At 69.6% G+C, this 22093-nt stretch carries 10 protein-coding genes and 1 pseudogene; all 11 read left to right on the top strand.

Annotated elements, in window-relative coordinates; genetic code table 11:
* Nucleotides 1-3034, top strand: a 3034-nt coding sequence (locus K2Z83_RS25390; RefSeq protein ID WP_220597970.1) for an SNF2-related protein, incomplete at its 5' end; no start/stop codon positions are given.
* Nucleotides 3031-5637 carry a protein DpdF gene (gene dpdF, locus K2Z83_RS25385; RefSeq protein ID WP_220597969.1) on the top strand — a complete coding sequence of 869 codons (2607 nt, stop codon included), beginning with the start codon at nucleotides 3031-3033 and terminating at the stop codon, nucleotides 5635-5637. The genes K2Z83_RS25390 and dpdF, both read left to right, overlap by 4 nt.
* Nucleotides 5638-5646: 9 nt before the next feature.
* Nucleotides 5647-6516 carry a hypothetical protein gene (locus K2Z83_RS25380; protein WP_220597968.1) on the top strand — a complete coding sequence of 290 codons (870 nt, stop codon included), beginning with the start codon at nucleotides 5647-5649 and terminating at the stop codon, nucleotides 6514-6516.
* Nucleotides 6513-9653 carry a hypothetical protein gene (locus K2Z83_RS25375; RefSeq protein WP_220597967.1) on the top strand — a complete coding sequence of 1047 codons (3141 nt, stop codon included), beginning with the start codon at nucleotides 6513-6515 and terminating at the stop codon, nucleotides 9651-9653. Before K2Z83_RS25380 ends, K2Z83_RS25375 begins: the two co-directional genes overlap by 4 nt.
* Complete coding sequence (locus K2Z83_RS25370) at nucleotides 9650-10336, top strand: hypothetical protein (RefSeq protein ID WP_220597966.1); 687 nt, start codon at nucleotides 9650-9652, stop codon at nucleotides 10334-10336. The genes K2Z83_RS25375 and K2Z83_RS25370 overlap by 4 nt, the downstream gene beginning before the upstream one ends.
* Before the next feature lie 16 nt (nucleotides 10337-10352).
* Entirely contained in the window at nucleotides 10353-14960 is a 4608-nt protein-coding gene (dpdJ, locus tag K2Z83_RS25365) for a protein DpdJ (protein ID WP_220597965.1), read from the top strand.
* Nucleotides 14961-15076: 116 nt separating this feature from the next.
* On the top strand, nucleotides 15077-15583 hold the full coding sequence (gene dpdK / locus K2Z83_RS25360) for a phospholipase D-like domain-containing protein DpdK (protein ID WP_220597964.1): 507 nt from the start codon (nucleotides 15077-15079) through the stop codon (nucleotides 15581-15583).
* Nucleotides 15580-17865: a protein DpdD gene (gene dpdD, locus K2Z83_RS25355; RefSeq protein WP_220597963.1), complete on the top strand. Its 2286-nt coding sequence runs from the start codon at nucleotides 15580-15582 to the stop codon at nucleotides 17863-17865. The genes dpdK and dpdD overlap by 4 nt, the downstream gene beginning before the upstream one ends.
* 103 nt (nucleotides 17866-17968) lie before the next feature.
* The gene (locus K2Z83_RS25350) at nucleotides 17969-18331 is read left to right on the top strand and encodes a hypothetical protein (RefSeq protein ID WP_220597962.1); all 363 of its coding nucleotides are present in this window, start codon (nucleotides 17969-17971) and stop codon (nucleotides 18329-18331) included.
* Between the two features lie 168 nt (nucleotides 18332-18499).
* The gene (locus K2Z83_RS25345) at nucleotides 18500-20539 is read left to right on the top strand and encodes a CHAT domain-containing protein (RefSeq protein WP_220597961.1); all 2040 of its coding nucleotides are present in this window, start codon (nucleotides 18500-18502) and stop codon (nucleotides 20537-20539) included.
* Nucleotides 20536-22093 (top strand): annotated as a pseudogene (locus K2Z83_RS25340) (hypothetical protein); the annotation flags it as partial. The gene K2Z83_RS25345 and the pseudogene K2Z83_RS25340, both read left to right, overlap by 4 nt.

Below are 22093 nucleotides of genomic sequence, written 5' to 3'. Positions count from 1 at the left end.
CGGCTCGACCCGCCAGGACCCTGACCCGCTGGGCCAGGCGCTGGCCTATGAGCTGCAGAACCCCTCCTGGCACATCCCGCGCGACCGTGTGGTCGAGGTGTACAGCGAGCTGCGCAGCGCGACGTTCGGCATCGAGGATCTGGTCGGCTCTCGCGTGTTCCTGCTCGCCCACCAGGCTGAGGTGATCGCCCGCGTGCTCAGCAGCCCCGAGTGCCGCTTTATGCTGGCCGATGAGGTGGGCCTCGGCAAGACGATCGAGGCCAGCGTCATCCTCAAGGCGCTGCGCCGCCGCGACCCAGCCATGGCCACGCTGATCGTCGCGCCCGCGTCGCTGACCCACCAGTGGCGCAATGAGCTGAGCAAGAAGTTCTGGCTTGATTTTCCAATTGTGCAACCTGGCTCTGGCCAGATCCGGATGGGCGATCACCCTGGGGTGATTATCAGCGCGGAGGATCTGGCAGAGTACACGGTCTACTGGGATGCGCTGAGCCAAAAGCGTTGGGGCCTGCTGATCATCGACGAGGCCCACCATCTCCGCAAGAGCCAGACCCTCTATGATCGCGTCTGCCAGCTCAGCGAGGCCACCCGGGGCGTGCTCATCCTGACTGCTACGCCCATCCAGCGCCGCGCCGAGGAGTACCTGGCGCTGCTCCGGCTGCTCGATCCGCGCCGCTACCGCTCCGAGAGTATGGAGTCCTTTCGGTGCGTACTGGAAGCCCAGCAGCCAATCCGTGCAGCGATCACGTTGGCGCAGCCGCTTCTTGATACTGCCGACGCCGATGGCGAGGAACTTCTGGAGGAATTGGAGCCGCTGGCCGATGTGTTAGGCGATGATGCGGTACTTGCTGAGATGCTTTCCGATCTCGCTGATATGGAGGACTCGCCTCAGGAGGCCCGCGAGGTAGCCCGGCAGATTGTCGCCTACGTGAGCGCGAACTACCGCATCGAGAGCCGCATGATCCGCAGCCGGCGGGCCAACCTCCAGATCTCACTCCCGCAGCGCACGCTCGACACGAGCTACGGCTACGCCCCGATCGGCGAGGAGGAGCAGGCGCTCGATGATCTCTACGACTACGCCCAGGGCTACCTGAGCGCCGTTGACTCCACGCCGATGGGGGTCGAGTATGTGCGCGCGCTGCTCCACGCCGCCGCCAGCAGCCCCCAGGCGCTCTGTGAGATGCTAAGCTGGCGTGCAGAGGCGCTACGGCAGGCTGATCGGCCTGCTGGCGACGAACGCTCGCTGCTCAGCCCGGTCGCCCCGCGCCATGAGGCTCAGCGCCTGCGGCGCCTGATCGCCGCGGCCCCCGCCCCGGATAACGACCGATCGGCTGTAGAGCAGCTTGCCCGCCAGGCCCAGCAGTGGCGGGTCAGCTCCGAGCAGCTGCTGTCCGAGCTGCGCCTATCGACGATCAGCCTCCCGGCGCATGATCGAGTCGCCCAGTGCCTGCGCGCCGCATACCTCGCGGTCGATGGCCGAAGGGACGCCAAGGTGCTCATCTTCGCCAGTTGGGCGCAGACGGCGGCGCTCCTGGTCGATAAGCTGCGCGCGCTGCTGGGCCGCGGTGCAGTCGAGCAGTTCGTCGCGGGGATGGCCGACTCCGAGCTACAGACTACCGCCGACCGCTTCCAGTCAGATGACGAGTGCTGCGTCTTGGTCTGTGATGAACTCGGCGGCGAGGGGCGCAACTTCCAGATCGCCGACTGCATCATCCACGCCGATATCCCCTGGACGCCCGCCCAGGTTGAGCAGCGCATCGGCCGTGTTGACCGGCTCGGCCGCACAGAGGATGTGCGCTCAGTTCCGATCTTCGCGCGCGGCACCGTCGAGCATGATCTGTTCCGGCTCTGGGATGCGGGACTCGGGCTCTTCACCCGCTCGATGAGCGGCATGGAGATCGCCCTGGAGTCGACCCAGGATCAGCTCGCTGAGGCGCTCGCGCGCAGCGTGCGCCAGGGGCTGGCCGACCTGCTCGACCCGGTGCGCAGACAGTCCGACGCGCTGCGCGAGGAGGTGGAGAAGGAGCGCCTCTACGAGAGGGAGTCCGATGACAAAGAGCTGCGCCGGCAGTTCGCGACGATCGGTGAGCGCTACCGCGACGGCTCGGTGATCCGCGACGCGGTGCACCAGTGGACGTCGATGGCCGGGCTATCGAACTTCCAGATGCGGGGCGACACGATGGCCTACGAGACCCGCAACTTCAAGCTCAACGCCATGCGCAAGGCGCGCTTCCTGCCGCCGAGCATGGCCGAGGCCGCCAGGCGCCTCGGCAACAGGCGCACGACCCAGATCATCGGCACCTTCAGCCGCGACATCGCGGTGCGGCGCGAGGATCTGGTCTTCTTCGCACCAGGCGATGACCCATGGACCGACGCGGTGATCACCAACGCCCTTGAGTGCGACCGCGGGCGCTGCTGCGCGGTCGGATTCCACCGCGAGCGCGCCGAGGGCGGGCCGTTCTTCGCGCTGCTCTACTCGTTCCAGATCAACCCGCAAGCGCTCTACGCGGCACGGCTCGACCCGATCTACCTGCTGCACGCCCAGAGCTACCTGCCCCGGCCATACCTGCGCCTGCTAATCGGGCTCGATGGCACACCTATCCGTCGCCCAGATCCTCGGGTCGATCTCATCGATCTCCCCTTCAAGGCCTCGCCGCTCACGCACCTCGGGGAGCGCAAGGTGAGCGGGAGGGATGGCACGTCGGCGCTCGCGCGCTTCCGCGAGCGCTACCCGGCGGATGTCTGGTCCGATATGCTGCGCTCGTGCGAGGCGTCCGCCACGCAGTTTATCCAGGACGACGTGATCGAGTATGCCGCCGAGCGCGCCGATGATGCCGCGCGCGAGTTCGCGCGGCGCGTCGCCGGCTGGGAGGCGGGGCTGCGCTGGCAGGCCCGCAGCGGCGGCGGCGCGGAGGTCGAGCGGCCGGCGCTTGAGGAGTATCGCCAGGCCACCGAGTCCCTGGTGATGGGAATCCGTCGCCCGATCATCCGGCTGGAGTCGATCTGCTTCTGGGATCCGATCGAGGAGGGGCGATGAGCATCGACGCTATCTTCACGAAGACCCGCCGGCTCCTGCTCGATGCCCAGTCCGACTATGCAACCTTCCTGCGCGAGGTTGAGACGCTGCGCGCGGGTCTGCGCCCTCTGGACCAGGCGCGCACCGCGCCGGCCCTGCGGCTGGCCCAGGCGCTCCAGGGACTTGGCGCCGGCCAGGCCGGCTACGCGGATGTGGCGGCCCTGCTGCGCCAGATCTGCCGGTCGAGCGGCGGCGGGCTGCGGGTCGCCGCACCGCTCTGGCGCGCGATCGAGCGCGCCTGCCCCGAGCCGGGCCTGATCGCTATCGGCGACGAGCGGGACGGCGCGATCGACATCGACGCCGCGACATGGTGCCCGGAATGGCTCGGCGACGTGAGCGCCATTGACCGGCTGGAGGTGCGCCGATCTGACAAGCCGACCCTCGGCGACGGCGCGCTCTACGCCATGAGCGCGGGCAGCTGGACAAGCTACCAGTCCGAGGCCCAGAAGGCGGCGGTGCAGCACTTCCTCTTCGCCGCCCCCGGCTCGACCACCACCGTCACGCTGCCCACCGGCGCAGGGAAGAGTCTCTGCGCGCTGCTGCCGGCCTGGTCTGAGTCGCGCGGCGGCAGCATCAAGGGCGGCTCAACCCTGGTGGTGGTGCCGACGGTGGCGCTGGCGCTCGACCACTACCGCCGCACGAAGGTGTTCTTCCCACAGCCGAAGAGCGATGAGTTTGCGCCGCAGTGCTGGACCGGGGCGACCGATGTGGGGACGCGCGAGGTGATCCGGCGCGGGCTACAGGCCGGCACCCTCCCGCTGCTCTTCCTCTCGCCCGAGGCCCTGATCAGCTCCGAGCTTCACGATATCTGTCTCGACTGCGCCGCCCGCGGCTCGATCCGACGGCTGGTGATCGACGAGGCCCACATCGTCGAGACCTGGGGCGCCGGGTTCCGCACCGACTTCCAGTTTCTCTCGGCCTACCGCCGCCAGCTTGTGGAGCGCTCGGGCGGACAGCTGCGCACGCTGCTGCTCTCGGCGACGCTCTCGGCCAGGGCCGAGGCGCTGCTGGAGCAGCTCTTTGTGGATGATCGGCGGCTCACCACCGTCCACTCCAGCCGCCTGCGGCCCGAGATCAGCTACTGGCTGAGCATGAGCCGCTCGTGGGGCGAGCGGCGGGCGCGGCTGCTGGAGGCCATGCGCTACCTGCCCCGCCCGCTGATCCTCTACGCGACCCGGCCCGAGGATGCGAACCGCTGGCTGGACGCGCTTCGGCGAGCCGGCTACCTGCGGGCGGAGGCCTTCACCGGCGAGACGAAGGCCGCTGATCGTGACCGCCTGATCGCCGGCTGGAGCGAGGGCACGATCGATGTGATGTGCGCCACCTCCGCGTTCGGCCTGGGGGTGGATAAGCGCGATGTGCGCGCCGTCATCCACGCCTGCATCCCCGAGAACATCGACCGCTTCTACCAGGAGGTCGGGCGCGCCGGCCGCGACGGCTGCGGCGCGATCAGCCTGGTCTGCGCGGAGCGGGGCGACCATGAGATCGCCGAGGGTATGGCCACAAAGGCGCGGATCACGCCCGAGCGCGCCCTGGCCCGCTGGCGGGGCATGCTCAGCTCGGGGCACATGCTCGACGGCCACGGCGACCGCATGGAGATCGATATGGACGCGGTGCCGCCCGAGGAGCCGGACATGCGCCGCAGCCAGAAGAACCGCGAGTGGAATGAGCACACGCTGCTGCTGGCCCAGCGCGCGGGGGTGGTGACGATCCTTGAGGCGCGGGCCGACGCTCGCCCCGATGCGCCGCGCCGCGCCGACGGCCAGCCATCGCTCTGGATGTGTGTGCGCTTCGACCAGCCAGATGCGGCCAGAGACCCCGAGCAGTTCCTTACCGTGGTTGGCGCCGCACGCGACCGTGAGCTCGGCGATCTGTTCGATGCGGCCAGGCAGATGCGCGAGCTTGTCGAGGGTGCGACCTCGGGCCAGGGCCGCTGCCTGGCGTTGACCTTAGCCAGGCTCTACCCTGAGACGGCCCTCGCCTGCGGGGGCTGCCCGGCCTGTCGGCGCGACGGCTCCCCGCCCTACGCCGAGCCCCTGCCGCTGCTGGTCGAGCGCTACCAGGGCCCGCCGAGCGCCGCGTACCTCAACGATGATCTGGCCGCCATCCTCGGGCGATCGCAGACGCTCAACTTGCTCTACGACCCGCCGATAGACCAGGGCGGTATGATCCGGCAGCTTGTGGCCCTGGTCGGCCTGGGCGCGCAGCAGATCGTCCTCCCGGATACTGTTCTGGGCGGCTCGTTTGCCGACGAGCTCGCCCGCGCCCTGGCGGATCACGCCCGCACCCCACACCATATCCTGACCCTCGCGGTCCTCACCGAGCTTGAGGGGCACGCCCTCGCGCCCGTGCCAACCGCCGCGCTCTACCCCAGCGACGAGCGCGAGGCCGACCGCCTCCACACGGCGCTGCGCCGCTCGCTGCCGGCGGGCGCGGCGCGGCTGAATATCGCACCGCGCTCGCTCCACCTCCCCAGCGAGCACGGCCGCCTGGTCGAGAAGGTCGAGGGCCTCTCCCGCGACCTGGGCGAGATCGCCGATGAGTCTGCGATCGATCTGTTCTGAGGAGATTCTATGGCCTTCGAGATCCTAAACAATAGCCTGGTCACGCCGCCGCGCCTGCACGCGATGGTGCGCCTGACCTCGCGACTCAAGGCGCCCGACCGCGAGAAGCTCTACGACCTGCTCCAGCCCAGCTTCGCCCTGCCGAAGCTTGAGAATCAGGAGGCGGCGAAGGGTGTCTTCACCGCAGCTCGCAGCTGCGGCCTGCTCGCCGAGGATGCGCAGAAGGTCGTAGCGCTCCAGGTCGAGCCGAAGAGCGTCGAACGCCTCGCTGACTTTCGGCAACACATGCAGGGGGTGCTCCTGGGCATCACCGACGACAGCGCCGACAACTACCTGCTCAACATCTACAGCGCCTGGTACGCCGTGCAGAACGACCGGGTCTTCCAGTTTGAGCGCAAGGACTTCGAGACGCGCTTCAACAGCGAGATCTTCCCCGACGCCGAGGGCCGCCAGTTCAACACCACCAAGCTGAACGGCTGGCGCGACTGGGCGGTCTTCCTCGGCCTGGGCTGGAACCTGCGTTTCGGCGGGCGCGATCTGGTCGTCCCTGACGCGCACGACCGGCTGGAGCCGCTGCTCGACCAGCTGCTCCCCGAGGGCGAGCGCCCCGCCCCCTTCGGCGCCTTTATGGATCTGCTCGCCGACCGATGCCCCGAGCTCGACGGCGGCGTCCTCTTCGACCGCTGCTGGCAGGCCAGCCGGGGCGCGGAGCCGCGCGGCGGCCAGCTGAGCCTGATGCTCTCCAGCAGCCTGCGCGTGCTGCACGAGGCCGGGGCGATCGAGCTCAGCCTCGTCGCCGACGCCGCCACAAAGTGGCAGCTCTACCCTGGTCAACCTTTTGTTCAGGTGTCGCATATCTGCCGCAGGAGGGCCGCATGACCGCATTTACGCGACACCAGTGCTGGCAGCACGAGCGCATCGGCGAGGTGATCAACAAAGAGGCGATCGCCGTCGATGTCGCCGACTTTATGGCCACCCACGCGCCGCTCGGCCAGATCCGCGACGTGCGCGCCGGCGGGGGGCGGGATCTGAGCGAGGCGGATCTGCTGGGCGAGCTGATGCGCGGCGCGCAGGGCGACCGGCACATCTTCGCGGTGATCCAGGGCATCCCCGGCACCGGCAAATCGCACCTGATCCGCTGGCTGCACCAGCGCTACGAGCGCGAGATGGGCGCTCAGGATGCGGTGCTGCTGATCGAGCGCGCCCAGAACAGCCTGCTGGGCACGCTGCGCCAGATCATCGCCAAGCTCGATATCGGCGGCGACGCCCTGCGCCAGCAGATCGCGAAGCTGCGCGGCGCGGCCGATAGCCTCTCGGCCCGCGCAATGAAAGACAGCCTGCTCGACAACCTGCGCGTCGCCACCTACGAGCGCGAGGAGTCAGTGAAGGGCAAGATTCGGCGGAATATCCAGAACTTCCTACTTGACCCAACGGTGCGCGTGTTTTTGCAGAGAGAGGGCGGGCCGATCGATCGAATCGCGGTCTTCCTCACCGCCGGGCGACAGGCCGAGGCGGCCGGCGACCGCCCCGAGTTTGTCGCCGATGATTTCCTGATCAGCGCCAAGCTGTTAGATGCGGTGATCCACCAGGGCTACCCGGAGGCCGGTGCCCTAGCCAGCGCCCTCGACCTCAAGCCGGACCTGCGCGAGGAGCTGGCCGGCTACCTGAACCGCCTGCTCGACTACGCGATCAGCCGCACGGTCGCCCTCTCGGCCGACGACCTGCGCCAGACATTCAACGACCTGCGGCGCGAGCTGTGCCGGCAGGGCAAGGGGCTGACCCTGCTGATCGAGGATATCACCGCCTTCACCGGGATCGACCAGGGTCTGATCGATGTGCTGGCGACCCAGCACACCGGCGAGGCCAACCGCGACTTCTGCCGGATGACCTCCGTCATCGGCATCACAGACGACTACTATAGCAGCCGCTTTCCAGACAATATGCGCGAGCGTATTACGCATCACCTCACCCTCGATAGTGGTGCGGGAGATCAGAAAGAGGCCGGGCTGCTCCAGAGCCAGGCCGCCGCCGCCGACCTGTCGGCGCGCTACCTGAACGCGATGCGCGCCGACCGGGCCGACATCACGGTCTGGTTTGAGGACGGCGCGCGGGCCGACTATCTGCCGAACCGCTGCAATGAGTGCCCGCACCGCGAGCCCTGCCACGCCGCCTTCGGCGCGGTGAATATCGGGCCGGGCGATGGCCCGCCGGTTGAGGTGGGCCTCTACCCCTTCAACGAGCGTGCGATCTGGAATGTCTACCGGCGTCTCGACAGCACGACCCTCGCCCGCACGCCGCGCTCGCTGCTCTACCACGTCATCCTCGACCTGCTCCAGACCCACGGGCCAAAGGTGATCGCGGGCAGCTTCCCGCCCCCGGCGAAGGAGCTCGCCGCCGGCATCCCCGACCGTAATCTGCCCGCCCTCGCCAAGCCCGTGCAGCAGCGCATGCTCTCCAGCCAGGGCGGCCCCGACGCGCAGCGCATCCAGTCGCTCATCCTCTTCTGGGGCGACGGCACGATCGATGCGCGGGGCGAGGGGGCGGCGCGGGCCGTCGGCACGCTCGCGCCCGATGTTTTTAGGGCGTTCGGTGTCAGGCAGATCGAGGGGACTGAAGGAGAGATCGTTCTGCCACAGCCGGACCCTGAGCCAGACATTGATCCTAAACCACAACCGGAGCCGCGCGCCGGCACCAAGTACGACGCCGATATCGAGCGCTGGCGAACTGGAGGTTTGCTTGAGCAATACGAGAACCTGCGTAAGTTCCTGGTCAGCTTCATCGAGAGCGCGATCGACTGGACGTTGCATGGCGTCGCGGCTGGCGTGGTGGACGAACGAATCAAGCCGGGACGCTTTGAGATCGAGGGGCAGTCGGGGCGGGCGGTGGGCGACAGGGTGACGCTACTGCGCAGCGATGATCTCGCCTACGTCCTCCAGGCCCTCGCCGACCTCAACACCTACGGCAGCCAGCTGCGACCGGAGGCGCTCGGCGCGCACATGGTCACGCTGGGCGCGTGGCTGCGGGCCAACGAGCAGCAGATCATCAGCTTTGTGCTCCAGCCGAGCCGCGAGCAGCCGAGCCCGATGAGCCTGGTGGAGATGCTGACCATCGACTGCCTCATGCTCGATGTGCTCAGCGACAACCTGCGCAACGACGCGACCACGTCGGCCGATCTGCTGCGCGCGATCGTCAAGTCCGCCGCCGTCGAGGTCTCCGACCGACCGTCGAGCGAGCAGGACTGGGCGAGTCTGGTGGATCGGGCCAGGGCCACTCACAGCCGCGCATGGGCCGACCTGCTGCGCAGCATCAAGGGGGCGCGCGCCCGCTCATGCCGCACGCAGCTGCTCAAGCAGCTGAACCAGCCCCAGGGCTCCAGCTCAGATATCCGCTTTCTCGACGCGGCGACGGCGCTGGATGTGATCGCCCGGCTGCGCGGGCGCGACTGGGCGCTGCGTGAGATCCCGGCGATCGCCGAGTGGACATCGCCAACCTGGAAGGATGCCGGCGGGGTTTATGCCCTGCTGGCCGCGCGCCTTGATGATCTGCTCGCCGACGAGGCGGCCTACCAGTCCGAGCTACTGGCGCGGCTCGGCGAGATCAGCGGCGAGGATGGCCCCGACGCGGTGATGAAGGCGGTCGACGCCTTCCTTGTGACGCTGAGCGACCACGGCATCCCCCACAACCTCGACGATCCGCCGGGCAAGGCCCAGATGCTGCGCACCCTGCTCCAGTACCTCGGCACCACCCGCGACGAGGCGGGCCGGGCCACCCGCGCGGTGCGCCTGTCGGCCGGCGGGCGCTACGTGCAGCAGGCCCACGACTTCATCGCATATCTGTCCAGGCTGATCGATCTGGCGAGCAAGGTCGGCGCGCAGCAGGATCGAACGATCGCCCAGCTCCAGGCCGAGAGCGACGCGCTGCGCCTGGAGGAGCGGACGCTGGCGCGCTACGACGAGATTCTCGATCTGCTCGGCGCGCCTCCCCAGGCCGCCCAGCCGCAGGAGGCGCAGCCATGATCACCGCCCTGCTCAGCGACACGCGCGCGAAGATTGTGCTGGCGAAGCGCCTGAAGGACGCCCAGAGCGAGGTGAAGGCGATCGAGGTCACCCTGACCGAGCTAGAGAAGCTCCTCGACGCAGCCCGCCAGCTCGCCGCGGCCGCAGAGGTGTGCCGAGACAGGCTTGGCGCGGAGATGATCGCCCCGGTGCTTGCCCAGACCGTCGCTGTGGCGCAAGAGGCGCAGGCGTCGCGAAAGCGATTTGCCGAGGGCACAAGCCGCCGTGAGAATCTTGCGCTCTCCAATACAGGCCGTAAAGCCCAGGCGGCGCTCAAAGACCTCGGCGAGCGCTGGCAGCTCTACGCCCAGGGCCAGCTGGCACCATACCTTGAGCTGCTGCGCCTGGTGACCTACCTGCCCGAGGTGGCCGCGAGCGAGCACGAGATCAAGCAGCTGGTCGCCCAGATCCGCGCCCAAGTTACCAAACCCCCGCAGAGCGCGGCGCAGCTCGCCCAGTTCGACGGGCGGCTCACTGAACTTGGTCGCCGTTTAGAGAGCGTGGCCCGCCTCCCCGACGAGGTTCGCTCTTTCCTGATGAACGTGGTCGAGGGCAGGGCAACGCTCGCCGATCTCACGCCGCCCGTCCGTAGCTGGGTTGAGGAAGGTAACAGGGCAACTGCTTTCTCGATAAAATTCGTCTGACGGCAAGGGTGTCCCTATGTCAATGCCCGCTCTAAACACTGACGATCTCGACAAGCTGGCCGGCGAGGCCCTGACCATGGTGGAGATGGAGGAGGCCCGGCTGCTCAGCTGGGGCTTTATGCGCGCCCAGAGCGACCTGGCGGCGGAGCTGCCCGCCCTGCTCGATCACCTGCCGCCGGTCGGCCGCGATCTCTGGGATCGGGCGCGGGCGAGCGGGGTCACGCCAGACCAGATCATCGCCAACCTGGTCGAGCGCCGGCTGGTGTTTGAGAACCCGGGCCGCCACCGCAGCCGCTTCGCCGAGGCGGTGCGCCTGCTCTTCCTGCTGCGCCAGATCATGCCCTGGACGAATTGGTATGATGCGCCCAGGCTGGTCAGCGACCTGCGCCTCCAGCTCCAGCGCCGGCGCTACCCGCGCCGGGATGTGCCAGCATCAGCGCTGCTGCAGGTGCTTGAGGATCGCGACGCCGATGAGGTCGCTCTGGCGGCAGCCGATGTGCTCCTACGCGACCGGGGCGGCGCGCCGCTGGCGCTGGCTCGTTTCCAGCTGGACGCGGCGGCGCGATTGACCGGAGCCCTGCGCGATCGCGGCGACAGCGGGCTGGTGATCGGCGCGGGCACCGGCGCGGGTAAGACCAAGGCATTCTATGTGCCGGCCCTGGCCCACATCGCCGCCGAGCCTGCCGACGCGACCACGCCGAAGGCTATGGCGATCTACCCGCGGATCGAGCTGTTGAAGGATCAGATCGCCGAGGCGTTTAGCGAGGCCCGCAAGCTCGATGGCCTGCTGGGCCGCCACGGCAGAGGGGCGATAATAGTCGGTGCCTACTACGGCGATACGCCCGTCTCGGCCGAGCGGCTGCTCAGCTCCGAGGCCCGGCATGGCCAGGGCTGGGATCTCACCAGGGCCAGGGACGGCTGGGTCTTCCCGATGATGCCCTGCCCATCCTGCGGCGGCGATCTGGTCTGGCGGCGCGCCGATGTGCAGGCAGAGGCTGAGGCGAATAGGAGGGGCGACTACGGCCAGTTCGCGCGTCTGGTCTGCGTAAGCTGCGGCACAGTGATCAGCGCCGAGCAGATCTCCCTGACCCGCGAGCAGATGCTGCGCCGCCCGCCGGACATCCTGTTCACCACCACCGAGATGCTGAACCGGCGGCTCAGCCGGACGCGCGAGCACGCGCTGTTCGGCGTGGGCGTGGCACGCCCGCCCCGGCTGCTGCTGCTCGATGAGATCCACACCTACGAGGGCATGGGCGGGGCCCAGGTCGCCCATCTGCTCCGGCGCTGGCGCCACGCGCGGGGCCGCCGGCCCGGCCATGGCCTGGTGGTGGTCGGGCTATCCGCCACGCTGACCCAGGCCGAGCCCTTCTTCGCCCGCCTCACCGGCCTGCCGATCGAGCGGGTTGGCTACATCACCCCGGCCGAGGCCGATATGGTCGAGCAGGGCGTCGAGTACAACCTGGTGCTCAAGGGCGACCCGGTGTCGGGCACGAGCCTGCTCTCCACATCGGTGCAGGCCGCCATGCTGCTCGGCCGTATCCTCGACCTGCCCCAGGAGCGGACGAGTGGCGCGGTGTCGCGGGGGGCCTACGGCCAGCGGATCTTCGCCTTCACCGATACGCTCGACGTGATCAACCGCTGGTTCCACATCGAGCAGGACGCCGAGTCCAACAAGGTGCTGAGCCAGTACCGAGCCAGGCCGCCGCGGGCGGGCGTCGATGAGACTCGCCGCCGCAGCGACGCCGGCCAGTGGTGGTGGGCCTGCGAGCGCATCGGCCACGACCTGGCGACGCCCCTGAGCCTCGACATCACCTCCTCGCAGTACCGCGGCGTCCGCGCCAGCGCGGATCTTGTGGTGGCCACCAGCTCGCTGGAGGTCGGCTTCAACGACCCGACCGTCGGGGCGGTGATCCAGCACAAGGCGCCGCGCAGCCTGGCCTCTTTCCTCCAGCGCAAGGGCCGCGCCGGCCGCACGCGCGCCATGCGCCCCTGGATGGTGCTCATCACCTCGGCCTACGGCCGCGACCGCTGGGCCTTCCAGCACGCCGAGCGGTTATTCAGCCCGAGCCTGCCCCCGCTCGAACTGCCCCTCGAAAACACGTATGTCCGCAAGATGCAGGCGGCCTACGCGCTGATGGACTGGCTGGCCGCCACGCTGGCCGCGCGCGGCGCGCGGACCGATGTCTGGGCTGCCCTGAGCAGCGACCCCGGGCGCCGGGGCGACTGGCTAAACGGCCAGCGCCGCGCGATGGCCCCCGTCCTCGCGGATGTCCTGGCCGGCGGCGAGCAGCTGGACAGCCTGCGGGCGCACCTGGACGCGGCCCTGGGCCTTGGCGGGGACGACCACGCCCTCGACAGCCTACTCTGGGCCGAGCCGCGCCCGCTGCTGCTTGAGGTCGTCCCGACCCTGCTGCGCCAGCTGGAGAGCGACTGGCAGCGCGTGGAGGGCGACATCGTCAGCGCCTGGTCAGATGCGATCTCCCGCGACCCGCTGCCGGATGTCGTCACGCCGAACCTCTTCTCGCTACTCAGCCTGCCCGAGCTGATGCTGCACATCCCCGATCGCCCCGTCGCTGGCTCAGCGATGCGTGACGATGAGCAGATGGGCCTTGAGCAGGGCATGGGCGAGTACGCGCCAGGACACGTCTCGAAGCGCTATGCGCGCAGCCACCTGCTGAAAGAGGCCCACTGGCTCGCCCTTCCCGACGCCGCCCGCATCGCCGAGGGCCGCGTCCAGCTGGCCGACCTCGCGGTCGAGCGCGACCCTGCGGCCCGGCGGGCTGAGATCGACGGGGCGGAGATCCTGGTCTACCGGCCGCGGGCCTACACTCTGGCGATCATTCCCCAGTCGGTGCTGCCGACCAGCAGCGCCCGGCTGCTCTGGCGCTCACGCTTTGAGGCCCAGAGCCGGGCTGGCTTGGCGGACGAGGTGCCGACCATCCCGATCGCCCTGGCGCCCGACTCGCCCTGGGGTGCGATTTTCGGCGACCTGCGGGCCTACACGCAGGCAGCCGGCAGCTGGGTCGAGGTGACGCGGGCTGCGGTGGGCGTGCGCGCCGAGACGCGCTTCAGCGGCGGCGGCGAGCTGCGGCGGCGCCTGCGCTTCGTCGAGGGGGAGGCCCCGGCTGCGCTCGGGTTCAGCCTGTGTGTCGACGCTCTGCGAGGTACCTTCGCCCCGCTTGACCCGGCCCGGATGCTCGGCAGCCCCAGCTGGCCACGCCTGCGCCAGCATCTCATCCCCGCCTATATGCTCCACCGCCTTGAGCGCGACCCGCGCCTTGTTGGTCGGGAGCTCTCGGACTTCGAGCTTGGCTGGCTCTGGCAGCTGGAGCTCTCGATGCTGGTGGCGACCGCTGTCGCCCGCCAGGTCGATCTGCCGACGGCGGCCGAGGAGGTGGCGCGCACGCGGGCAACCCTGGCCGAGCGCACGATGGACGTGATCTTCCAGAGCCAGCGGGTGGATGAGGAGGACGACCTGGAGCGCAGCGGGCGGCTGCGCCAGCGTCTGGCAGATCTGATCGCCGCCTCCGAGGTGGCCGCAGCGCTCACCGACTGTAGCGCCGCCCTCTGGGCCGCGCCCGACGCGGATCTGGGCGCGTGGCTCCAGGAGTGCTACGCGGCCTCGCTCGGCGCAGTCCTCTTCGACGCCGTCACCCGAGTCGCGTCCGACATCGACCCCGACGACCTGACGATGGACGTGGAGGGCGACACGATCTGGATCGCCGAGCGGACGCCTGGCGGGGTCGGTATTATCCAACGTATCGCCGAGGCGATCACGCGCCGCCCGCGCGACCTGGATCTCCAGCTGCTCGACACGCTCCGGCACTGCGATCGCGAGCTGCTTGCCAGCCAGCTATCCGCGGTGACGGGCCTGATCGGCCAGGGTGACGACGCCCTCGCGGGCGCGTTTGCCACGGCCCGTGGCGCCGCGAGCCTGCGCGGACACGCCCAGGCCCTGCGCGCGATCGGCGCGGCGCTTGAGCCGCACGGCGTCCCGGCCACGCGCGACCTCGTGGTGGCGCTCAACAGCAAGCTCCTGCGCCCGAGCTCCGATACGGACAGCGACGCGCTGGTGGCGGCCCTCGCCGCGCGCTGGGGGCAGGAGCAGGACCGGCTCGGCTGCGCGGTCGACCTGCGGGTGATGGCGGTGGCCGCCTGGCGGCTGGATGCGATCCGGGCGCAGGTCGAGCAGGTGCTGGAGCGCGTGGGCGGCCCAGAGAGCGCCCCCGATGAGAGCCAGGTCTTTAACCTGCTCCAGTCGCTGCTCTGGCTCGACTGCCGTGATAGCTGCCCGGACTGCATCGAGCGCGGGCAGCCCTACCAGCGGCTGGTGAAGCCCTCGCGGGCGCTGCTGCGGGCGCTGGTCGAATCGGCCAGCGAGACGATCGTCTATGGCGAGCCAGGCTGGGCGGAGCGGGTGGCCGAGCAGCTGGCCGAGCAGTACGCTGCCCAGATGACATGCGGCCAGGCTGAGATCGGCGCGCTGCGCGAAGAGATCACGACGCTGCTGACGACGCCGATCGACGTGGGCTTCCAGCGGCACTACCCGGCGGTCGAGCGTGTCGAGCGGCGGGGCGCCGGCTGGCTGGTGGGCCTTGTGATCCGCGATCTGGCCCAGCGCTAATCATAGCCGATAGCGCGACACTCAGTAAGGGCGTAGCAGGCGCACCCAGACGTATCATCTCTGTGCAGAGATAACCGCCGCGCCTGCTACGCCCCCGATAGATGTGGAGTGACCTCATGCCAAACCGTGTGATCAAGTCGCGCGCCCCGGGCGGCACCACCCAGCTCGCTGACATGCTGGCCTCGCTGCTGGCCCTGGAGCTCATGGCGCCGAGCGGCCGGCTCTACCTCATCTCCCCACGCCTGGGCGATATGGCAGTTATCTCTAGCCCTTTCGGGCAGTTCCGCGCCCTTATGCCCGAGATCGGTCGGACTGAGCTGCGGCTGAGCGATGCGCTGGGCGCGCTGGCCGCCCGCGGCTCAGCCGTGCGCGTGCTCTACCGCCCTGGGGATGTGCACACCGATGCCTTTATCGCGCGGCTGGCCCCCGATGTCGAGCGGCGCGGGCTGGCCCGGCTCGATGAGCGCGGGCTGGTGAGCGAGCGGTTCTACCTGCGCGGCTCGCTCGAGTTCGATCTGGGCGGGGTGGGCGCTGGCGATGAGAGCGTTGAGATGAGCACTGACCCCAGCGATGTGTCGCGGGCGCTTCTGGAGGCCGAGCAGCTGTGGGGGCGCGCCGCATGAGAACAGTAGTATTCAACGACCAGGCCCGCTTCGATCTTGCCGCCACGCTCGCCGCCGCGCTCGGCACCGTCGCAGACCCTGCGGAGCTGACCATCGCGGCGAGCGAGAGCCTGGCCGCGCTTATTGAGCGGCTTGCCCAGGGCGAGCCGACCATCCTCCCAGTGCGCGAGGAGGGCAGCGATACCTGGCTGGTGATGGGGGCGGTCCGGCGCGATCTGGAGGCGGCCCTGTCGACCATCGGCCATTTCGTGATCCCGACCTACGCGGAGCACGCCGGCGGCGCGCCGTCACACCGGGCCTTCGACCCGGCGGCGGGCGAGGTCGGCCGCCTGGGCGCCATGGTCTATCCGGCCGGCCACTACCTGCTGCGCTCCCCAGCGCGCCATTTCGAGCGGATGCTGGATCGCCTCGGTCGCTGGGCGGCGCTTGAGCAGCGACGCCCGCAGCTCCAGGTCGCCCACAGCCCGAGCTACCGCGAGCTGTACGATAGCTTCAGCGCGGCGCTCTCCGCCGGCGCGTGGGATGCGGCGGCGGCGACGCTGGCTGAGCTACGGCGGCGCGGCCTGGCATCGGCGGACAACCTCGCCTTCCTCGATGTCCAGCTGCTGGCCCAGCAGCGGCGCTGGGACGAGCTGTGGCGCCGCGAGGACTACGGGGACATTGCGCGGCTGCGGGCGCCGCGCGCAGCCCGCGAGGCCCTGCTCGCCGCCTTCCACCAGAGCGAGCTGCTGCCGCTGGAGCAGGCCGGGCGCTGGGGCGATGCGCTCGACACCTTCCGCCGGCTGCGCATCCGGCTCGGCGGTCTGCTTGAGGGTGTCGCGGACACGGCCTACGGGCCGGTGCTGCGCGTCTTCGCCTACCGTGAGGCGGCGGCCGGCGACCGGGTCGCGCTCGCACAGCTAGCCGAGCGCGCGGCCGACGAGGAGACACGCCTGGTAATCGAGGCGTTGCTCGCCCTGCTGCCGGAGGAGCCGCTCACTCTGGGTGCGGCCCCAGAGGTGCCCGTGCTCACCCCCGAGCAGGCGCTGCGCAGCGCCCTGATGGAAGGGCGCTACGATGAAGCGTGGCACATCGCCGAGCAGCTGGATACCGCTGAGGCGCGCACACAAGGTATGCTGGAGGCGGCCTTCTTCGGCGAAGATACGACCCAGGCAGAGGAGGCCCTGCTTCAGCTCTGGTCGCTTCCCCAGGAGCAGCAGGACGCGCTGCTCGCTACCCGGCGCTACGCGCAGATCGTCAGGGCGCTCAGCGATAGCGTGTCGCCGCCTGTGCCCGCCGCCCCAGATGAGCCGCCGATCAGCGACTGGCTCGTCTGGCTATCTGTAGCAGCGGCCGACCCCGACGACCGCAGGCTCCCGCAGGCGCTCGCCGCCGTGGCGGCGGCGGATGACCGCTACTGGACAGATGATCGGGTCGCGGAGCTGGCCGGGCGGCTGACCGATCTGGCGGCCGGGGGCGCGGCGCTATCACGACCGCACCTGCGCGACGCGATCCGCCAGCTGCGCGACCACTTCCTTCAGGACTCGCTGTTCCCTCGTAAGGATACGGCGCACGCCGATGTCTATGAGGCGCTCTACGCGGCGACCCTAGATCAGCGCGAGGTGAACATACTGACCACGCTAGCCCTGCTGCGGCTCGCCGAGGCCCGGCTACGCCGGTCGCCGTCGACGATCACAACGGCTGTCGCGCACCTGACCGGCTGGCTGGACAGCCCGGCGCCGGCCCTCGGCGATGCGGCGCTAGAGACGCTCGACCTGCTGGCCGCCTACGGCGCGCAGGGGCCGGCCCTCGGGCCGTGGCTGCGCGCGTGGGCCGAGTCCGTGCTCGGGGCGCCCCGCCCGCCCGACCGGGTCACGCTGGAGGGCTGGCTGGCCTTCGCCACATGGGCGCATCCCGGGGCCGACCTGCTGGATGATCTGCGGGCCCGGCTCGCCGCGCCCGAGGACGACGAGGACGACCCCATTGCCCAGCTGCCGGTCGGCTACAGCATCGGCATCTTCACCCTGCGCCCGCAGAGCGCGGCCCGGGCCGGCGAGCTGATCCGCCGGCGCAACCCCGGCGTGCAGATCCGCCTCTGCGAGGACACCGTGCTCACCGACCAGGCCCGCGCATTAGCGCAGAATGCTGATATGTGCGTGGTGGTGACGACCTGCCTCACCCACGCCCTGACCTACGGCATCGGGCCATACCTGCGCGACCCGGTCTACCCGCAGTCGAGCGGCGCGACGAGCATCGCGCGGGCGATCATCGAGCGGGCCGGGGCGCTAGCGATGGCGCAATAACTCGCCGCCGCAAGATGAGGCTCATATGCTCGAACAAAGAGCCTTGACTCCAGCGGAGCGGAACCGTACCATGATCGGGTATGCAAGGTTCAGGAGGCACTCGATGACGGTTGAGATCACGATCCAGGTTCCTGACGAGCTCGGCCAGGAGCTGCGGCAGATGCATGATCGCCTACCTGAGGTTCTGGCCCGCGGCTTACGCGAGGTACAGGCCGAGGCGCAGCCGTCGTCGCTCGACGAGCAGGCGATCATCGAGGTGCTCACCAGCCAGCCGACGCCCGCCCAGATCCTGGCCCTGCGGCCCTCGACCGAGTTCCAGCAGCGGGTGAGCGCCCTGCTTGAGCGCAAGAAGCAGGGCGGCCTCACCGGGCCCGAGGTGATCGAGCTGGAGCGCTACCTCCTGCTAGAGCACCTCGTGCGCATGGCCAAAGCCCGCGCCCTCCAGCATCCGCACCGCGCCGCATGAGCAGCTACGTCCCTGCGGCCCTGCGGCACCTGGTGTGACGATCATATGTGGTGGTGGCTGCGTTGCCATACATGACCACCAGAATGGTGTGATCTTCACCTACATGGGAGCCTCTTCCGGTAGACTCATCCACATCGACATCGGTTCGCATCTACATAAGGGTGCTCTGTGGATGACCCCGCCGATCTGGAGCTGAGCCTGCGCCGCCGCGATGCGACCCACTACGCCGTCGATCTGGTCTTCAGCCAGCCCAGCAGCGAGGCCGATGTGCGGCCCCTCGGCCAGCATCTGGTGAGTGTCACCTTCGACGTTGCCCGATTGCTGGAGCTGGCCCTCGACCCACGTGCCTATGGGCGGGCGCTGTGGGCGATACTCTTCGCTGATCCCGTCCTCGCCAGCGCCCTCGCCCAGTGCCGCGCCGCCGCACAGAGCCAGGGCTTGCCCCTGCGCCTACGGCTCTCTATCACCGCCGACGCCCCCGAGCTCCACACCCTGCGCTGGGAGACGCTGCGCGATCCGCAGAACGACCAACCTCTGGCGCTGAGCGAGCAGCTCATGCTGACCCGCGCCCTGGGCAGCGCCGACTGGCAGCCGGTGACGCTGCGCGCAAAGCGCGACTTGCGCGCCTTGGCGGTGATCGCCGCCCCCACCGGGCTCGATCTCTTCCGCCTGGCGCCGATCGACGCCGCCGGCGAGCAGCAGTTGGCCCTGGTCGGGCTTAGTGACATTCCTACCACCGTGCTGGCCGCGCCCGGTCAGGCCAGCCTGCCGACGATCATCAGCCAGCTGCGTGACGGCTACGACATCCTGTACCTGCTGGCCCACGGCGCACTGGCCGACGGCGAGCCCTGGCTGTTCCTCGACGACGGGCAGGGACAGGTGGCGCGCGTCCCTGGTGCCGACCTCGTGGCTCGCCTCGCCGACCTGTCCACCCGCCCGCGCCTGATTCTGCTGTCCAGCTGCCAGAGTGCGGGCGACAGCAGCCGCGACGCCCTGGCCGCCCTCGGGCCACGAATGTCCGCCGCCGGCATCCCCGCCGTGATCGCGATGCATGGCCAGCTGAGCCTGGAGACTAACGCGGTCTTTGCGCCGGCCTTCTTCCGCGAGCTGCGCCGCGACGGGCGGATCGACCGCGCCCTGGCCGCCGCGCGCCAGTCCATCGCCGGCCGGCCCGACTGGTGGATGCCGGCGCTCTTCACCCGCCTGCGCAGCGGGCGGATCTGGTACGAGCCCGGCTTCGAGGCCGAGGACTTTAAGAAGTGGCCCGCGCTGCTCGGCAGCATCGCCCGCGGCAAATGTACGCCCATCCTCGGCCCCGGCCTGCTCGATAGCCTCACCGGCTCCACCCGCGAGCTGGCCCGCCACCTGGCAGCCCGCCACCACTTCCCGCTCGCCCCTCGTGCCCGCGACGACCTGCCCCAGGTTGCGCAGTACCTCGCAGTGCAGCAGGACGCCGATTTTCTGCGCGACGAGCTGACGCAGACGATCCGCGCGGCCCTGGCCGTCCGCGCTGATGCGCCGCTGCCCGATGGGACGCTCGACGTCCAGCTGGCACAGATTGGCGCGCGCCGGCGGGCCGAGGATGCGGGAGAGCCCTACCGCGTGCTGGCCAGCCTGCCGCTGCCGATCTTCCTCAGCGCAAACCCGGATCGTCTGCTCAGCGACGCGCTGCGCGAGGCCGGGAAGCAGCCGCAGGCCCAGATCTGCCCCTGGAACCGCCACAGTGAGCTTAGTCAGGCGCCGACCGGCATGCCCACCCCTGAGCAGCCGCTGGTCTACCACCTCTTCGGTCGCCTGGACGACCCCGAGTCGCTGGTGCTGACCGAGGACGACTACTTCCGCTACCTGATCGGCGTGACCCGCAACGAGGATCTGCTGCCCAAAGTGGTCGGCAGCGCGCTGGTAAACACCGCGCTGCTCTTCCTGGGCTTCCGCCTGGAGGACTGGAACTTTCGGGTGCTCTTCCAGAGCGTGATGAACATGGCCGGGGCCGAGCTGCGCCGGCGCTACACCCACGTGGCCGTGCAGATCGACCCGCAGGAAGGGGCCATGCTCAACCCGCAGGCGGCACGCGAGTTCCTGAAGAGCTACTTCGGCCCGACGGCGGCGCTGAACTACCAGACCAACATCAGCATCTACTGGGGCAGCGCCGAGGATTTTCTGCGCGAGTTGGCCGCGCAGGCTGAGCGGCAGCAGCGGGGCATATGAGCGACGCCATCCTGACCAACCCCTACGTCGGCCCGCGCGCTTTTGAGGAGGGCGAGGGGGCGCGCTTCTTCGGGCGCGAGCGCGAGCTGGAGGAGCTGTTCCACCTGCTGCTGGCCCGCCGGCTGGTGCTGCTGCACGCGCCCTCGGGGGCGGGCAAGAGCTCGCTGGTGCGCGCCGCGCTCATCCCGCGCCTGCGCGACGAGGGCTTCCTGGTGCGCCCGGTGATCCGCGTCGGGGCGGAGACGGTCGTGCGTGGCGACAACCGCTTCCGCGCCGCCGCCCTGCTCAGCATCGATGAGGGGCTGCCGCCGCATGAGCGCCTGACAGCTGACGAGCTGGCCACCCTGAGCCTGCATGACTACCTGGAGCGCCACCCGGCCCCCGACGACGCCGAGGAGCTGCTGATCTTCGACCAGTTCGAGGAAGTGCTCAGCGCCGACCCGACCGACCGGGCGGCGAAGGCGGCCTTCTTCGCCGAGCTGGGCGCGCTGCTGGAGAGCCCGCGTATCTGGGCGCTGTTTGTGCTGCGCGAGGACTACCTGGGCGCGATCAAGCCCTTCCTGCTGCCCATCCCAACCCGCCTGACCGCCACCTACCGGCTGGATCTGCTCGACCCCGCGCAGGCGCGGCGGGCCATGCAGGGGCCAGCCCGCGCCGCCGGCCGCGACTTCACCGATGCTGCGGCCACGCGCCTGGTGGACGACCTGCGGCAGACGACGGTGCAGCGGCCCGATGGCGGCAGCGAGGCGGTGCTGGGCCAGGTGATCGAGCCCGTGCAGCTCCAGGTGGTCTGCTACCAGCTGTGGGAGCGGACCGCCGGGGATGCGATCGCTGTGGAAGACATCATCGCTGCCGGCGATGTGGACGCGGCGCTGCGCGGCTACTACGCCGCCCAGGTCGCGGCGACGGCGGCGGCGAGCGGGGTGGGCGAGCAGGCCATCCGCGACTGGGTCGAGGCCCAGCTGATCACCGAGACGGGCCTGCGCAGCCAGGTGCTGCGTGAACCAGATGACCCCGACGGGCTGGCCGACACCGCCATCCAGGCGCTGGTGCGATCCCACCTGCTGCACGCCGAGGAGCGCCGCGGGTTCATCTGGTACGAGCTGGCCCACGACCGGCTGATCGCGCCGGCGCGTGCGGACAACGCGGCATGGTTCGAGGCTAACCTGAGCACGCTCCAGCGCCAGGCCCGCCTGTGGCAGCGCGCCGACCGACCCGATGGGCTGCTGCTACGCGGGAAGGAGCTGCGGGAGGCGCAACAGGAACAACGCGATCTCGAACTGAGCGAAGATGAGCAGGCGTTCCTGATCGCATCTCAGGAGCAAAGGCGTCAGCAGCAGCGCAAGCGTATGGCCAACCGGATCATCTTTGCCCTTGCCATATTTGCACTGGGCCTCCTCTACGGGGTCTGGCGAATTTCGCTCCAGGCTATCGCGCTCGCGCAGCGCGGATCACAAACGGTCATCGAGCTACGCACGGCCGAGGCCAACACACAGATCCAGCTGCGCCGCTCAGAGGCCCAGCGCCTGGCCTTTGCCTCCCAAGACAAGCTTT

This window comes from Oscillochloris sp. ZM17-4 (assembly GCF_019599295.1).
Classification (GTDB): domain Bacteria; phylum Chloroflexota; class Chloroflexia; order Chloroflexales; family Chloroflexaceae; genus Oscillochloris.
The sequence above is the reverse complement of the archived record's forward strand: the minus strand, read 5'-3'. Positions and strand labels throughout refer to the sequence as shown.

Coding starts and splice junctions, on each gene's coding strand:
- dpdF (WP_220597969.1), top strand. CDS start 3,031: ATGAGCATCGACGCTATCTTCACGAAGACCCGCCGGCTCCTGCTCGAT.
- K2Z83_RS25350 (WP_220597962.1), top strand. CDS start 17,969: ATGACGGTTGAGATCACGATCCAGGTTCCTGACGAGCTCGGCCAGGAG.
- dpdD (WP_220597963.1), top strand. CDS start 15,580: ATGAGAACAGTAGTATTCAACGACCAGGCCCGCTTCGATCTTGCCGCC.
- dpdJ (WP_220597965.1), top strand. CDS start 10,353: ATGTCAATGCCCGCTCTAAACACTGACGATCTCGACAAGCTGGCCGGC.
- dpdK (WP_220597964.1), top strand. CDS start 15,077: ATGCCAAACCGTGTGATCAAGTCGCGCGCCCCGGGCGGCACCACCCAG.
- K2Z83_RS25380 (WP_220597968.1), top strand. CDS start 5,647: ATGGCCTTCGAGATCCTAAACAATAGCCTGGTCACGCCGCCGCGCCTG.
- K2Z83_RS25375 (WP_220597967.1), top strand. CDS start 6,513: ATGACCGCATTTACGCGACACCAGTGCTGGCAGCACGAGCGCATCGGC.
- K2Z83_RS25370 (WP_220597966.1), top strand. CDS start 9,650: ATGATCACCGCCCTGCTCAGCGACACGCGCGCGAAGATTGTGCTGGCG.